The sequence below is a fragment of the Pontibacter sp. GD7 genome, from assembly GCF_058216375.1.
In genome coordinates this window covers 1-12,143 of sequence record NZ_JBYZMP010000018.1, presented here as the reverse complement: position 1 = coordinate 12,143, position 12,143 = coordinate 1, and the positions used below count along the sequence as shown (strand labels likewise).

The 12,143-nt window shown below is 46.4% G+C and carries 16 protein-coding genes; 5 read left to right on the top strand and 11 right to left on the bottom strand.

Features of this window, described 5'->3' with window-relative positions; translation table 11 throughout:
* Positions 1-19 precede the first annotated feature (19 nt).
* A complete protein-coding gene (locus AC4BAP_RS18680) occupies positions 20-439 on the top strand; it encodes a nucleoside-diphosphate kinase (protein ID WP_490584204.1) in 420 nt (139 codons plus the stop codon).
* A 281-nt stretch (positions 440-720) separates the two neighbouring features.
* On the opposite strand, the gene AC4BAP_RS18675 is transcribed toward AC4BAP_RS18680, so the two are convergent.
* Positions 721-1,026: a LysM peptidoglycan-binding domain-containing protein gene (locus AC4BAP_RS18675; protein ID WP_490584203.1), complete on the bottom strand. Its 306-nt coding sequence runs from the start codon at positions 1,024-1,026 to the stop codon at positions 721-723.
* A gap of 181 nt (positions 1,027-1,207) precedes the next feature.
* On the opposite strand from AC4BAP_RS18675, the gene AC4BAP_RS18670 reads away from it, so the two are divergent.
* On the top strand, positions 1,208-1,627 hold the full coding sequence (locus AC4BAP_RS18670) for a lipocalin family protein (protein ID WP_490584202.1): 420 nt from the start codon (positions 1,208-1,210) through the stop codon (positions 1,625-1,627).
* A gap of 83 nt (positions 1,628-1,710) precedes the next feature.
* On the opposite strand, the gene AC4BAP_RS18665 is transcribed toward AC4BAP_RS18670, so the two are convergent.
* From AC4BAP_RS18665 to dxs, 4 genes are all read right to left on the bottom strand, one after another.
* Entirely contained in the window at positions 1,711-2,871 is a 1,161-nt protein-coding gene (locus AC4BAP_RS18665) for an MFS transporter (RefSeq protein WP_490584201.1), read from the bottom strand.
* A 148-nt stretch (positions 2,872-3,019) separates the two neighbouring features.
* Positions 3,020-3,787, bottom strand: a complete 768-nt coding sequence (locus tag AC4BAP_RS18660; RefSeq protein ID WP_490584200.1) for an alpha/beta fold hydrolase — start codon at positions 3,785-3,787, stop codon at positions 3,020-3,022.
* A 56-nt stretch (positions 3,788-3,843) separates the two neighbouring features.
* Entirely contained in the window at positions 3,844-4,014 is a 171-nt protein-coding gene (locus AC4BAP_RS18655; protein ID WP_490584199.1) for a hypothetical protein, read from the bottom strand.
* Positions 4,015-4,256: 242 nt separating this feature from the next.
* On the bottom strand, positions 4,257-6,173 hold the full coding sequence (dxs, locus tag AC4BAP_RS18650; RefSeq protein ID WP_490584198.1) for a 1-deoxy-D-xylulose-5-phosphate synthase: 1,917 nt from the start codon (positions 6,171-6,173) through the stop codon (positions 4,257-4,259).
* Positions 6,174-6,556: 383 nt separating this feature from the next.
* Here dxs and AC4BAP_RS18645 point away from each other — a divergent pair, with 383 nt between their 5' ends.
* From AC4BAP_RS18645 to AC4BAP_RS18635, 3 genes are all read left to right on the top strand, one after another.
* Positions 6,557-7,327, top strand: coding sequence for a segregation and condensation protein A (locus AC4BAP_RS18645; protein WP_490584197.1), 771 nt, complete (start codon positions 6,557-6,559; stop codon positions 7,325-7,327).
* Positions 7,328-7,436: 109 nt separating this feature from the next.
* Positions 7,437-8,513 carry a lysylphosphatidylglycerol synthase transmembrane domain-containing protein gene (locus AC4BAP_RS18640; RefSeq protein WP_490584196.1) on the top strand — a complete coding sequence of 359 codons (1,077 nt, stop codon included), beginning with the start codon at positions 7,437-7,439 and terminating at the stop codon, positions 8,511-8,513.
* 69 nt (positions 8,514-8,582) lie between these two features.
* Positions 8,583-9,086: a lipoprotein gene (locus AC4BAP_RS18635; protein ID WP_490584195.1), complete on the top strand. Its 504-nt coding sequence runs from the start codon at positions 8,583-8,585 to the stop codon at positions 9,084-9,086.
* A 56-nt stretch (positions 9,087-9,142) separates the two neighbouring features.
* On the opposite strand, the gene AC4BAP_RS18630 is transcribed toward AC4BAP_RS18635, so the two are convergent.
* The 6 genes from AC4BAP_RS18630 to AC4BAP_RS18605 all read right to left on the bottom strand — a co-directional run bounded on the left by AC4BAP_RS18630 (position 9,143) and on the right by AC4BAP_RS18605 (position 11,944).
* Positions 9,143-9,370 (bottom strand): PLDc N-terminal domain-containing protein, encoded by a 228-nt coding sequence (locus AC4BAP_RS18630; RefSeq protein ID WP_490584194.1) that lies wholly within the window; start codon positions 9,368-9,370, stop codon positions 9,143-9,145.
* A 33-nt stretch (positions 9,371-9,403) separates the two neighbouring features.
* Positions 9,404-9,925: a DinB family protein gene (locus tag AC4BAP_RS18625; RefSeq protein ID WP_490584193.1), complete on the bottom strand. Its 522-nt coding sequence runs from the start codon at positions 9,923-9,925 to the stop codon at positions 9,404-9,406.
* A 60-nt stretch (positions 9,926-9,985) separates the two neighbouring features.
* On the bottom strand, positions 9,986-10,492 hold the full coding sequence (locus tag AC4BAP_RS18620) for a hypothetical protein (protein WP_490584192.1): 507 nt from the start codon (positions 10,490-10,492) through the stop codon (positions 9,986-9,988).
* Positions 10,493-10,545: 53 nt separating this feature from the next.
* Positions 10,546-10,722 carry a hypothetical protein gene (locus AC4BAP_RS18615; RefSeq protein ID WP_490584191.1) on the bottom strand — a complete coding sequence of 59 codons (177 nt, stop codon included), beginning with the start codon at positions 10,720-10,722 and terminating at the stop codon, positions 10,546-10,548.
* A gap of 111 nt (positions 10,723-10,833) precedes the next feature.
* Positions 10,834-11,460, bottom strand: coding sequence for a GNAT family N-acetyltransferase (locus AC4BAP_RS18610; protein WP_490584190.1), 627 nt, complete (start codon positions 11,458-11,460; stop codon positions 10,834-10,836).
* Between the two features lie 91 nt (positions 11,461-11,551).
* On the bottom strand, positions 11,552-11,944 hold the full coding sequence (locus AC4BAP_RS18605) for a DUF6331 family protein (RefSeq protein WP_490584189.1): 393 nt from the start codon (positions 11,942-11,944) through the stop codon (positions 11,552-11,554).
* Positions 11,945-12,143 lie beyond the last annotated feature (199 nt).

Genomic DNA, 12,143 nt, shown 5'->3' with positions numbered 1-12,143 from the left:
ACCAAACCATTAAATAGACATGGCCGGAAACATCACATTTACCATGATTAAGCCTGATGCTGTGGCTGATAACCACATCGGCGGCATTACTAAAATGATCGAGGAAGGCGGCTTCCGCATTGTGGCAATGAAGAAAACTAAGTTGTCTGAGGAGCGTGCCGGTAAATTTTACGAAGTACACAAAGAGCGTCCTTTCTACGGCGACCTTGTAAAGTATATGTCTAAAGGCCCTATCGTGGCGATGATCCTGGAGAAGGACAATGCGGTTGAAGATTTCCGTACGCTGATCGGTGCTACTAACCCGGAGCAGGCTGCAGAAGGCACTATCCGTAAGAAGTATGCGAAGTCTATCGAGTCTAACGCCGTTCACGGTTCTGACTCTGACGAGAACGCACAGATCGAAGCTGACTTCTTCTTCTCAGCTGACGAGCGCTTCTAATTTTTAGAAGTATACTTATTGATTTTTGAAGGCCTGCTGAACTTTGTGTTTGGCAGGCTTTTTTGTTTGAGTGCCTTTAGGGTCTACTAAAATAAACCTTGCCTGCCCTAGCTGTGTGTTCTCACCAGCAAGTATAATAGCATCTGCCTTTAGATTGTTGGTGAGAAACACCAACAATGGCGTCTTTTAAAAACGCTGTGTAGCTTCAACATACTGTTAAGTATAAAAAAATAGCCGACTAGTTAACTAGCCGGCTATTTTTCCATTCAACACAAACAATTTTAATCTCTAGGTATCACAAAGCGCTGCCCCGGACGGATAAGGTCTGGGTTGTCGCCGATCTTGTCTTTATTGGCATTATAGATTTTGGTCCAGGCGTTGGCGTTGCCGTAGTGCTTTTTAGCGATCTTTGAAAGCGAGTCGCCTGACTGAACTGTGTACACATCCTGGTTTGGGCCCGGGTCTGTAATTTTGTTCATATCGCTTTTGCTGAAGAACCCATGGCCTTCACCTTTTTGAATAGGGGTGCCGGGCTGTTGTTTAGCGGGTTCTTCTTTTCCCTTTTTAAAAAAATCTCTTAGTCCCATATCGTAGTACAGTTAAATCGTATTGTATAAGGTGTGGCTTTTGATACAGAGCCACTTACTAAGATACGCCACTGTAGCTACTTAGTTGTGCCATAATTCTGCAACGGCAAATAGTATAAGACCGTAAGTTATGGCATTACCCGAATGGTGGAAAAAATTAGTAGACCTAAAAGATAAAACTATGAATACTCGGATTTTTGAAGCAAGAGGCCTGTTGGCTAAAGCTATAGCTATGTTGCTGGTAGTAGTACTCTGGAGCTGCGGAGGCAAAGACGAGGTTGGCACCGAAAGTATGATATCGGGGGCTAACAGTAAAACCTGGAAGGCTGAAAAAGAGCTTACCGCCGCCGGCGACAAAGATAAACTGACCGATAGCGAAAAGCAGGAAACCATGCAGTTTTATGCCGATGGCCGCTTTGCTTTAGGCGGAGGCGGAACATTGCAAACCGGCACCTGGACCTATGACCCAACCGCTAAACGGCTAAGCCTGCAGTTTGAAGGCCAGGACATGACGGAGAATTTTGAAGTGACCAAACTTACAGACGATAAGATGGTTTTAAAAGCCTCGGATGGCTCTACAATGGAGCTTGAGGCGGAGTAGCAACTAATTATAGTTAGCTAAAGTATAAGCAATTAAGTTTCGATTTTTTGAGCGGCAGCCTGTTTTGTGCAGGCTGCCGTTTTTTATGGCTGCTTTACCAGCCTTCGCAGAGCAAACAGGCCAAGTAATGGCCCCAGGGCCAGCCACACAAAAGTATGCTCCGGCTTTAATAGCTGCAGTAACCAGGCTGAAACCTGTATGCTGACGATAGTGATGGCAAAACCTATACTTGTAACAACTGTAAGGGCAGTGCCCACTAAATGCGGAGGCGCTGTTCTGGCAGACAGTGCTGAGAATTGTGGTGAATCGCCGGCCACCACCACACCCCAGAACACCAGAAAAGGCACGATAAAGTATGATCCGGAAAGTATAAACAAAGATAGCACACAGCACAAACCCGACAGTAGCAATTGCACAAAAGCCACCTTTGCGCTTCCCCATAACTCAGAAAGATAACCCCCTCCAATACATCCCACGGCACCCGCAGCAATCACTGCAAAGCTATACAGCGATACCTGGCTTGTTGAGAGATCGGGTAAAGTATAAGAAAGTATAAATGGCGTAAAAGCCCATAGAGTATAAAGCTCCCACATGTGGCCAAAGTAACCGAATGCAGCTGCCCTGAAGTCTGGTACTCTGAACACTTTCAGCATATTACCGGCATCGAACCTGGCTCCCTTGCTTAAGTATGGCCCATCGGGTACAAGCAGGTACATAAGCAAGCCACCTGTTGCGGCCAGTAAGCTTACCCCCAGCAGCATGCTTTGCCAGGGCATTGTTGCACCCAGTCCCCGCAGCAAATGCGGAAAAGCAGTGCCCAGCACCAGTGCCCCCACCAGGTAGCCAATGGCCTTGCCCAGCTTGCCGCTGTACCAACTGGCCGCGATTTTCATGCCCACGGGGTAAATGCCTGCCAGCAGAAAACCTGTAGCTGCCCGAAGTATAAGTACACCAGTAATGCTTGTAGCAAAGTATAAAACCAGGGCATTGGCACCGGCCCCCAACAGTGCGCAGATCAGGAACAGCAGCCTGGGAGACATTCTGTCTGCGAGTGAAAGCAGGGCAAAGCAGAGTGTGCCCAGTATAAACCCAAACTGTACCGCCGAGGTAAGCAGGCCTAATGCCCCTTCCTGCAGTTGCAATGAACTTTGCAGTTCTGGCAATACCGCATTTCCGGCAAACCAAAGCGAGGTGCCCGCAAACTGCGAAAACACAATGGTTGGAAGTATGCGGGAAGGAGGCATGTTTTGAGTTTGGGAGTTAGAGAGTTTGGGAGTTAGAGAATTTTGAATGAGTGATGGAGTGATTGTGTGAATGAGAAGCAGTCAAAATATTAAATCCAGGTCTTTCTGTGCATAAAAAGATTTAGATCTAACAATCAACAATCAAAACCTATCCAAATATCGTTTCAGCAAATTTTTCGATGGCTTTGCGGGTTTCGTAGGTGCGCTCGAACATGCCCATGTGCCCGGTTTTGCCCAGGAAATTGACCATGCTATTGTTGGGCAGGTGGCACTGCTCCAGGGCTTTATCCAAGGGTACGGCTCCGTCTTCTTTACCGAAGATAAACAGCACCGGGCATTTGATTTTCTTCAGCACATCGGTTCTGTCGGGTCTGTCGCGCATGGCAGCCAGGCCGCCGGTTATACTTTCTTTTGGCGTGCTCTTGCCGATCTCGATCATCAAGTCAATCTCTTTGCGCAGCTTCTTGCGGTTGTCGGCAAAGAACAGCGGCTCCACAAACGACTGCATAAATTTATCCACGCCGTGCTTCTCCACAAACTCGATGGTCTTGTTGCGGTTTTCTTTTTTCTCTTCGGTGTCGGGTAGGGCAGAGGAGTGGAACAGGCAAAGGCCGCTATACATTTTTTCATACTTTTCGGCAAAAGCCATACTTACGTACCCACCCATCGAGTGGCCTACTAAAATGCATTTCTTCACACCTAGCTCATCCAGTTGCTGCTTTACATACTCGGCCATACTTTCCATGCTGTAGTCGTGCACGTTCTGGGTGTTTTCGCCAAAGCCTGGCAGGTCTAAAAGTATAATCCTGAATTTTTGCTCCAGTGGCTTTACAAACTCTTCCCATACTTTAGTGTTCTCGCAGAAGCCATGCAGGAAAACAAGTGTGTCGGTGGGGTGGGTATGTGCTTTTGTCATAGATCAGGATTTGCAGGATTAGTAGATAAACAGGATGACCTTCAAAAGTATAAAACTTAAAGTTGATTTGCGAGCGCTTTTGCAATACTGGGTCCAACCACCCCTAACCCCTCCTTGTCTAAGGCAGGGAATTTTGCCTCTCCCCAGCCCTCTCCTAAAAACAGGAGAGGGAGCTTAGCTTTTACTGCTTCTTCTGTCATCACAATAGCACTTGCTCTTATCTTCATGTCATCCTGTTAAGAATCTTGTGTGAAGGGAGATTAAGCAAAAGCTACAGGCTTTACGATTTTGCTTAATAAACATCAGAACCCCTCCCCTTAGCTAAGGAGAAGCAGTTCGACCCGGTATTGCTGATTATCCTGTCCATTCTATAATCCTGCAAATCCTGATTCAGACAAAAAAAACCTCACAGCTTGTAAAGGCTATGAGGTTTTAGTCTGAAATCTTATGTCTGATATCTTGTGTCTTTTTATACCTTAACCGGCACTCCGATCATCTCACGCACGGTGCGCTCAATGTCTTCCGGGGCGAAACCTGCTTCGCGGTGTAGTTCCAGCTGCGAGCCGTGTTCGAAGATCTTATCCGGAATACCCAGGCGCTTTACCTGCGAAGTATAGCCGTTGTCTACCATAAACTCCAGCACGGCACTGCCGAAACCACCTTGCAGGCAACCATCCTCTACAGTAATCACTTTCTCATACTTTGAGAAAATGTGGTGTAGTAATTCTTCGTCGAGTGGCTTGCAGTAACGCATGTCGTAGTGGCCCGGGGTGATGCCATCGTAAGCAAGCTTTTTGCAAACATCCACGGCATAGTTACCGATATGGCCAAAGGTAAGTATGGCTACCTCTTCGCCTTCCTGTATCGTGCGGCCTTTGCCCACCTGCTGCAACTCCAGCGGAGTTTTCCAGTTCGGCATAACACCTTCGCCACGCGGGTAACGGATCGTGAATGGACCCATATCATCCTGAGATGCGGTGAACATCATATTACGCAGTTCCTGCTCGTTCATAGGGGCAGCTACCACCATGTTCGGGATACAGCGCATATAGGCAATGTCGTAAGCGCCGTGGTGTGTAGGGCCGTCGGCTCCGGCAAAACCGGCTCTATCTAAGCAGAACACCACGTTCAGGTTTTGTAAAGCTACATCGTGCAGTACCTGGTCGTAGCCGCGCTGCATAAATGTGCTGTAGATGTTGCAGAAAGGTACCAGGCCCTGCGTAGCCAAACCTGCTGAGAAGGTAACCGCATGTTGCTCGGCAATGCCCACGTCGAATGCACGGTCCGGCATGGCCTTCATCATAATATTAAGCGAGCAGCCGGAAGGCATGGCAGGTGTTACACCCATGATTTTCGGGTTCTGCTCAGCCAGTTCAACCATCGTGTGGCCAAACACATCCTGGTACTTAGGAGGCTGCGGCTTTTCGTGATGGGTTTTGTATATCTCGCCCGTTATCTTGTCAAACAAACCTGGTGCATGCCACTTGGTCTGGTCTTTCTCGGCCAGTGCGTAGCCTTTGCCTTTGGTGGTAAGCACGTGCAGGATCTTAGGACCCGGAATGTGCTTCAGGTCTTCCATTACAGAAGCCAGGTGGTTCACGTCGTGGCCATCTATCGGACCGAAGTAACGGAACTTAAGGCCCTCAAACAGGTTGCTCTGCTTGAGTAAAGTCGCCTTAATGCCACTCTCTACCTTAGAGGCGATCTGCTGGGCATTCGGGCCAAACTTGCTGATCTTGCCCAACACGTTCCAGATCTCGTCGCGCACTTTGTTATAGGTGCGGGAGGTGGTAATGTCGGTCAGGTATTCTTTAAGCGCGCCTACGTTCGGGTCAATGCTCATGCAGTTGTCGTTGAGCACCACCAGCAGGTTCGCATTGGCTACACCGGCGTGGTTAAGGGCCTCAAAGGCCATCCCGCCTGTCATGGCACCATCACCGATAACGGCAATGTGCTGGCGGTTATCCTCGCCTTTATACTTAGAGGCCACAGCCATGCCCAGCGCCGCCGAAATAGACGTGCTGGAGTGGCCTACGCCAAACGTATCGTACTCGCTTTCTTTTCTTTTCGGGAAACCGGAGATACCGCCATACTTGCGGTTTGTATGGAAAACATCACGACGGCCGGTAAGGATCTTGTGCCCGTATGCCTGGTGCCCCACATCCCAGACCAACTGGTCGTAAGGTGTGTTGAAAACGTAATGTAATGCAGTTGTAAGCTCCACCACGCCAAGGCTGGCACCAAAATGGCCACCATGTATCGAAACAACATCGATGATGTACTGCCTCAATTCCTGGGTTACCTGTAGCAATTGCTCTGGCTTGAGCGCACGCAGGTCGGCAGGCGTGTTGATGGAGGCTAGCAACTCTCCGGGTTTAATAATCATAGAATTGTCTTTATAGACCTCTAACAAAAAATTTCAGTGAAAGTTTACAATACAGATATCGTACCCTTTCTACGAACTCGTAAAGTTAATAAATTTAAAAACACAGGCACCTACAATTGCGCATTTAGCTAACGCAAAAAAGCTCCCTGAAGTATAGTGCAAATGCTATGTAACGCTGTTTCATGAGCTTAGTTGTGTCTTTCTGATACTGCCGCCTGCAACTTAAGCCTTTGTATGCAAAAGTATACTTATATGAGATGCAACTTGTTATGAACCAGCAGCCAATGGTTTAGGTTGTGTGGGTAGAAATGGCGGTATTACGCCGGAAATGATTATTTTTGTAACCGGCGCTGCCACAAGCGCTCATTAAAAAGGCAGAATACGTGAGTTTCGAAATCAGATTACCCCTGTTTGAAGGTCCATTTGACCTCTTGCTCTTCTTCATCGAGCGTGATGAGCTGGACATCCATGACATTCCGATCTTCCAGATCACGAATGAGTTTGTGGGCTATATACGCCAGCTGGAGCAGCTAAACATTGAGGTAGCCAGCGATTTTATACTTACGGCCGCCACCCTGATGCGCATCAAAGCCAAAATGCTGCTGCCCCGCACCGAAAAGGACGAAGAAGGCAATGAGATTGACCCGCGCCAGGAACTTGTGCAGCACCTGTTGGAGTACAAGAAGTATAAAACCGCCACGCCTATACTTTCGGAACTCGAGGATGTACGCCTGGCCCAGGAAAACCGTGGCAACATACACGACGAACTGCAGCAGATTGCCAACGCCAACCACTTTGAGTATGAGTTGCAGGATCTGAGCCTGTACAAGCTGATGCGGGTGTTCGAGAAGGTGATGGTGCGTTTTGAGGAAGAGCAGAACAGACCTAAGCACACCATTATACAGTACCCTTACACCATTGAGGAGCAGCGCGAAGTGATCCTGAACATGGTGATGAAACGCAAAAATGTGGCTTTCTCAGAGATCATTGCAGAGTTTCCGGACAAGATAGGTATGATCTTCAACTTCCTGGCTATACTTGACATGTTGCAACTGAACCTGATCGATATTGAGGTAGGTGATGGCTTTAACGATTTTATTATCATTGACACCATCGATAAAGCCAACCAGGTAACACAGTTGGTAGTAGAATAATCCGATAAATTTTTAAATCACTAACTTGCCGTAAGTTTAGCTTTTGCTTTATACTTGGTGCGTCTTGCTGCCAGACCATTGAGGCAGGCGCCGTCCTTACCACCCATACATGGATCAGAATAAGAAAACGATACTTAAAAGCTTTAGCCCGATAAAGATCCTGATCCCGGTACTACTGGGTTTGGCGGCAACGGCGTGGCTTTTTATTAAAGACGACAGGGTAGGAGAGCTGAAAGGCATCGTGGAGGCCAATGTATGGTGGCTTGCAGCAGCGCTGGTGGTGCTTGTGATCCGCGACCTGGGTTACATGTACCGCATCCGTTCGCTAACCGATAAGTTCCTGACCTGGCGCAACAGCCTGGACGTGATCATGCTCTGGGAGTTTGCCTCTGCCGTTACGCCATCCGTAGTTGGCGGCACCACAGTGGCCACCATCATACTTAACAAAGAGGGGATACCGCTGGGCAAATCGTTGGCGTATGTTATGCTGACGGCAGTGCTGGACAACATGTTCTTTATTGTGGCGGCCCCCATTGCGCTGCTGCTCACGCAAGGCGAGGTGTTCCCTACTTTCAATCTTGATCCTTCTGACATTGCCAAGCTTAAATCTGCTTTTTACATAAGCTACGGACTGATTGCCCTTTATACTTTCATCATGATCTATGCGCTTTTCGTGAGGCCGAGGGCATTTAAGTGGCTGTTGCTTAAAGTTACATCCATCGGTTTTCTGCGTAAATGGCGCGTGAATGCTTTTCAGCATGGCAATGAGATCGTGTGGGCATCGGAGCAGCTAAAAGGCAAAGACTTTAACTACTGGGCCAGGGCCATTATCTCTACCATATTTGTGTGGAGTGCACGCTACTTCCTGCTAAACTGCCTGATCGCTGCCTTTACAGATGTTACCCTAAGCGAGCATGCCCTTATTATTTCCCGCAACCTTATCTTCTGGATCGTGATGCTGATTGCCATTACGCCAGGCGGTGCCGGTATCGTGGAGATGGCTTTCCCGAGTTTCTTTGGCTTGTTCCTGGGCAGGTTCAGTAACATTGTGGTGGTGCTTTACCGCCTCATTACCTACTATCCGTACCTGATTCTGGGCTCTATCTTCCTGCCAAAGTGGGTGGCCAAAGTATTTGGGAGGCAGGCACAGGAGCAGGAAGTACTTTCGGAGCAGTACCGAGGCTAACTTATTGACATTCGTAGAGACGCAATATTTTGCGTCTCCTTTACAAATTCCATAGCGTTTATACTTTCTATGAAAAGATTTCTCTTTCCACTGCTTGCTCTTTTATACTTAACGGGCTGCTCTGATAGCAACACCACACTGGAGCAAAAGCTAAAAGAAGCCGTTACAGAAGGAGAAGTGGATGCGAAAGGCTATAAAACAATAAACCTTACCGGGCTGACAGACTTCGAATGGGATAAGCTATACTACTTCCAGCCCGGCGAGGACAAAAAGATCATCAGCGATGCCATTGGTTTTAGATGGGATGGCGCAACAGTTGAAGATGGGTATCGCCGTTTGCTGTTTGTTAAAGGCCAGGAAGTGGTGTCGTACACAGACTATAATTACCGTGAGTTCCCCTTGGCAGTGTATGGTTGCCGAGGCGATAAATGGGTATACCCTAGCAGCCGCAGCACTTTTGCTACCTTTAAGTATTGCAGCGGAGACGACGAAGTTTATACTTTTATACCTGTAGCTTGTATAGAGGATATAAGCGAACTGATAGCAAACAAATGTCCTGAGAAAGCAGAGTAAAGTATAAAAGCCGGTTAATGCCGGCTTTTTTGTTTAATGCTTATGGTTACTGATTCTTAAGACTGAGGTACAGCAGGCTTCTTAAATGACTTATACTTTACAAAAAAGAGCAATGGCCCTATAAGCGGTAGAAACATTGTACCTAGTAGCCAGACTAGCTTCTGGGTTGCATCAAGCCTGTTTGTGGCCAGTATCATTATCCAAGCTATTAAAAACATTGGGATAACTGCCATAAGCACTGTTTGCCAAAATACTAGCCCAATTCCGGGAGTAACTAATGCCATAAGTTTGATTTTAAGGGTTATGTGTATAATCTATTATTTGCTCAAGCTTTTATGTAAAGCTGTCATCTGGGCCAGATGATGATCGTCGTGCTCAGCTACGAAAAGGAACAGATCCATGATACGCAAGGGGGTGTTAAGCCGAGGGTGTAAAGCATAGCGGAATACATCTTGATCCGATAGATTTGCCAACTTTTTTAGCGTGGCCTCGCGTACTTGCCAGAACTCTGAAAGCAGGTCATTCATACTTCTCAAGTTATGCTGTGCTCTGTGGGTAGCGGTATTGTCAAGGTCTGCAGGGCGCATGTGTTGCTGGCCACTTAAAATGTCCTCAACTCGGCCTTGCCACAAAGGCTCCAGATCTATCAAATGGCCCACGTTCTCTTGTATAGACCAGGCTCCATCATCTGTTTTATGAGTATATAGGCTCGGGGCTATCTGATTTATCTTGTGCTCCAGCCTAAGCGGAGTGTCTGATATCCTCTCCAAAATAGATGGAAAAGTATTCTGCTCTGAGGAGAAGTCAAACTTCCTGTCGAACCACCTGATCTGTTTCATTCTTTAAATTTGAGTAGTAATGAAATGCGAGGCTAACTTAGCCATTTAAGTTGGAAGCTTTTACTTTTTTGGAGAAGATATCTGCAAAGCCCATTTGTTTGTGGTATTAAATCGTCTGGGGCCAGCTATTTTTATGCCTGCATAGGTTACACCAAAAGCCGGAACAGCCAGTAGGAAAAAGGGTGTACCAACTCCATACTCCATCATAAGGGAAGAGCCTGCAGCAACAGATGCTGCACCAAAAGTACCTAAGCCTATTGCCAACACATTGCCACCGGCCTTTCTCCAAAAATCGCCTTTAACCTTGCCTTTTATGGATGTAATATCTTTCAAAGCCACCGTATCCGTCATAGCCACTAGAGCAGAATCACCAACCGCTTGGTAATTGTATAAAGTCAGCTTGCGCCCATCCGCTGTTGTAATCTTAACAGGTTTATTGGGCTTGAGGGTTAGTGTAGTGGCAGTGCCTGCTTTGCTAAGCGTGAGTACAGGCTGGTTTACAGTTGTGTTCTGTGCTGCTGCACTAAAACTTGCAAGGGTGAGGACTAAAAGTATAAACTGTTTCATAGCATGTTTATATTAAGCTTATAGTACGTTGCAGTATAGCACGTAACTTAACCTTAACTAGCTTTTTTCTTCATGTTTACCAATACTGCTAAAGCAGAGAATATTAAGCCAACAATTGACAGCAGCATAAAGGTTAGCTCTTTGCCAGCAACATCTTGCAGTATGATATAGCCTGCTTGAACGCCAATAATGGTGCAGATTAATATGAATAGTAGTTTAAGTTTATTCATGTGCTGGATTTTAAAATAAATATGAGACAGGTGACCGAGTTATGATTTTCCCAAAGAGCTTCTCATTACTATTCGTTAGTTATACCACAGCCAACTTACCGTCTTGGCTAACTATACTTCGTTAAATTCTTTTGGATAACGCACTGTACCGCTCACGTCTTTTAAGCCATCTGGAACAAGCTCAAGAGCCATGAACACATTTGCCGGAACCTCGAAAGGTGGTTTTATATCCCATTTCTCTGCAGGCTCAAATCCAAACTTTGGGTAATAATGCTCGTGCCCCAGCACAATAACCGATTTATACTTTAAGGCTTTCGCTTTCTCAAGTCCGGCTATAATCAGTTGCCCGCCAATACCCTTCTTTTGGAACGCTGGTAGTACAGCCATCGGTGCAAGTGCCAGGCTTGGAAACTCGTTTTGGTTTGCATCCACAATTACAACCTCAGAAAAAAGGATGTGGCCAATTACATTATCATCAGCTATAGCTACCAAAGACAGCTCCGGCACAAAGGCATCGCTTTTCCGCAATAAATCCACAAGCGTAGCCTCCGCTTCCTGGCCAAAGGCAAGCCGGTTTACTTCAGCAATAGCTTCTAAATCGTTGGGGTTCTCTGGCCTTATGGTAACTGTCATTTTCTTTGATGGGGTTGGGGTAACCTCAAATTCACTCAGAAGTCCATTATCCTTTGATTTACATGAGAGCAGCAAAAGAAAAAGTACAAGTAAAATGTTCTTCATTAACTTTCTATTTTAGATAACGGATTTGTGCAGCTGAAGCCCGAAGCGTAGCAAGGGTTAAGGCTGAACTGGGTTGGGTGCTTTTGTTTTTTTATTGTCTATGTTTCTTATTGGATTGTCTTACTTGTTCAATTAGATGTTCAAGAAGTTTTACAAATACATTCTTGTGTATCAATTGATTAAGTCGAGTGCTGACAATTATTGTATTCTCAATTTTAGCAATTTCATTCTTTAACTTAATAAGCTCTGAATAAAGCAAATCATTATCTAAGCTAATTGATGCACCACCTATATCTTCCGGCCAGAAGGCAAAAGCGTCAATTCCACAGCAAGCTGCAACGCATTCGGTTTCCAGCAATTGCCAAAACCCCATGGTTGGCTTTAAGAGGTTATCTATTTGAGATGGATTGGCAGTTGAGGCGTCAAATTCAATCCAATCTATCCACAGATTTTCTCCTATGCTTATGTCTCTATTATTGTTCAATTTTTATGATTCCAATTGCACCCAACGGTTTCGTATAAACGATGCCGAAGGCCAACAGCCAAGGTTACGTTTATACAATGTGTGCGCCCAGCATGGCGCGAGTCATATTTCTCTAGAAATATACTCAGATTATCCAGAGGGTGCAAGTCCCTTATTGGCAAGTTGGCGAAGCCGATTAGCAAGCTGCAAGGGTGGAGAG

Coding starts and splice junctions, on each gene's coding strand:
- AC4BAP_RS18640 (WP_490584196.1), top strand. CDS start 7,437: ATGGATCAGAATAAGAAAACGATACTTAAAAGCTTTAGCCCGATAAAG.
- AC4BAP_RS18655 (WP_490584199.1), bottom strand. CDS start 4,014: ATGAAGATAAGAGCAAGTGCTATTGTGATGACAGAAGAAGCAGTAAAA.
- AC4BAP_RS18635 (WP_490584195.1), top strand. CDS start 8,583: ATGAAAAGATTTCTCTTTCCACTGCTTGCTCTTTTATACTTAACGGGC.
- AC4BAP_RS18615 (WP_490584191.1), bottom strand. CDS start 10,722: ATGAATAAACTTAAACTACTATTCATATTAATCTGCACCATTATTGGC.
- AC4BAP_RS18630 (WP_490584194.1), bottom strand. CDS start 9,370: ATGGCATTAGTTACTCCCGGAATTGGGCTAGTATTTTGGCAAACAGTG.
- AC4BAP_RS18625 (WP_490584193.1), bottom strand. CDS start 9,925: ATGAAACAGATCAGGTGGTTCGACAGGAAGTTTGACTTCTCCTCAGAG.
- dxs (WP_490584198.1), bottom strand. CDS start 6,173: ATGATTATTAAACCCGGAGAGTTGCTAGCCTCCATCAACACGCCTGCC.
- AC4BAP_RS18675 (WP_490584203.1), bottom strand. CDS start 1,026: ATGGGACTAAGAGATTTTTTTAAAAAGGGAAAAGAAGAACCCGCTAAA.
- AC4BAP_RS18610 (WP_490584190.1), bottom strand. CDS start 11,460: ATGAAGAACATTTTACTTGTACTTTTTCTTTTGCTGCTCTCATGTAAA.
- AC4BAP_RS18680 (WP_490584204.1), top strand. CDS start 20: ATGGCCGGAAACATCACATTTACCATGATTAAGCCTGATGCTGTGGCT.
- AC4BAP_RS18620 (WP_490584192.1), bottom strand. CDS start 10,492: ATGAAACAGTTTATACTTTTAGTCCTCACCCTTGCAAGTTTTAGTGCA.
- AC4BAP_RS18660 (WP_490584200.1), bottom strand. CDS start 3,787: ATGACAAAAGCACATACCCACCCCACCGACACACTTGTTTTCCTGCAT.
- AC4BAP_RS18670 (WP_490584202.1), top strand. CDS start 1,208: ATGAATACTCGGATTTTTGAAGCAAGAGGCCTGTTGGCTAAAGCTATA.
- AC4BAP_RS18665 (WP_490584201.1), bottom strand. CDS start 2,871: ATGCCTCCTTCCCGCATACTTCCAACCATTGTGTTTTCGCAGTTTGCG.